The sequence below is a fragment of the Mycobacterium sp. E342 genome, assembly GCF_001667665.1.
Lineage (GTDB): Bacteria > Actinomycetota > Actinomycetes > Mycobacteriales > Mycobacteriaceae > Mycobacterium.
The window spans coordinates 1-1,607 of sequence record NZ_LZJM01000309.1; the positions used below are offsets into that span (position 1 = coordinate 1).

General features: G+C 65.1%; 1 protein-coding gene. It reads right to left on the reverse strand.

The window, feature by feature from the left end; translation table 11 throughout:
* The coding region (locus A5692_RS25500; RefSeq protein ID WP_231984459.1) for a condensation domain-containing protein at nucleotides 1-1,607 on the reverse strand (1,607 nt) is incomplete at both ends.

The window sequence follows — 1,607 nt, forward strand, 5'->3', positions numbered from 1 at the left end:
AGAGAGAATGTCAAATCCATGCGCGCGGTGTGGGTTTGCACCGGTATGGGGTTGGCTTGTAGATCCCCCAGGCCCAGCTCGGTCAGGTTGTGGTGTTGCCAGGCCAACATCACCTGCACCAGCGGGTGATGAGCCAGGCTGCGGGCCGGGTGCAGCCGTTCCACCAAGACTTCGAAGGGCACATCTTGGTGCTCAAAGGCGGCCAGGCTACGCGCCCGCACCTGGCCAAGGAGTTCGGCCACACTGGGGTCGCCGGTCAGATCGACCCGTAGCACCAGGGTGTTAACGAAGAACCCGACCAGCTCATCTAGAGCGGGATCGCGCCGCCCGGCGATCGGGAACCCCACCGCCACATCAGTACTGGCGCTCAGTTTGGCCAACAACACTGCCAACCCGGCCTGGAGCACCATGAAACTGGTCGCATCATGCGCGCGGGCCAGCCGGGTGATCTGCTGCTGCAACCCCGCCGGCCACTCGATCGCGATACTGGCCCCCCGATAATCGGCCACCGCCGGATAGGGCCGATCCGTGGGCAACACCAGCCGTTCAGGCATGCCGGCCAACGCGTGCTGCCAGTAAGCCACCTGTCCGCCGATGCGGCTGTGTGGGTCGTCGAGGTCACCGAACTGCTCACGCTGCCAGAGTGTGTAATCGGCGTACTGCACCGCCAACGGCACCCAACCAGGGACCTGCCCCTTAACCCGGGCGGCATACGCGGCGCCCAAATCACCGATCAGCGGGGTGATCGACCAGCCATCCGCAGCGATATGGTGGGCCACCGCCACCAACACACACTCCTGGTCGCCTAACCGGAAAAGCTGCGCCCGCAACGGAATCTCAACCACCAAATCAAACACGTGACTGGCCACCGCCGCGATCGCTTGGTTCAACTGAGTATCCGGCCAGCCGCTGGCATCGATCACCGCCCAGCCGAACTCGACCCCCTCAACCGGCACCACCTGCTGGTGAGGGATCCCGTCGATCGTGGGGAACAGGGTGCGCAGGCTTTCATGGCGGCCCACCAGATCACCGATCGCAGCCTGCAGGGCGTCCACGTCGAGTGGCCCCGTGAGGCGCACCGCGATGGGCATGTTGTAAACCGCAGACCGGCCCAGCAACTGATCGATAAACCACAACCGCAACTGGGCAAACGACAACGGCACCCGCTCCGGGCGTGGGCCGGCCACCAGGGGGGTCAGCCCACCCCCAACCCCGGCCTGGATGCGGGGTGCTAGCTGGGCGATGGTGGGCGTCTCAAACACCGCCCGCACCGACAAGTCAGCATCCAAGCTGGTGTTGATGGCGGCGATCAGCCGCATCGCCGACAACGAATCCCCACCCAACTCGAAAAACGAATCGTCCACCCCGACCCGCTCGAGGCCGAGGATCTCGGCGTAGATGCCGGCCAGCATTTCCTCGGTCAGATTGCCGGGGGCGCGATAACGACCGGTGTCGGTGTAGTCGGGGGCGGGTAGGGCGCGGGCGTCGAGTTTGCCATTGACCGTCAACGGCAACGCCTCGAGCACCACGATCGCGGCCGGCACCATATAAGACGGCAACCGATCCGCGAGCTGGCTGCGGATCGCGACCGGATCAACTGCCCCAGT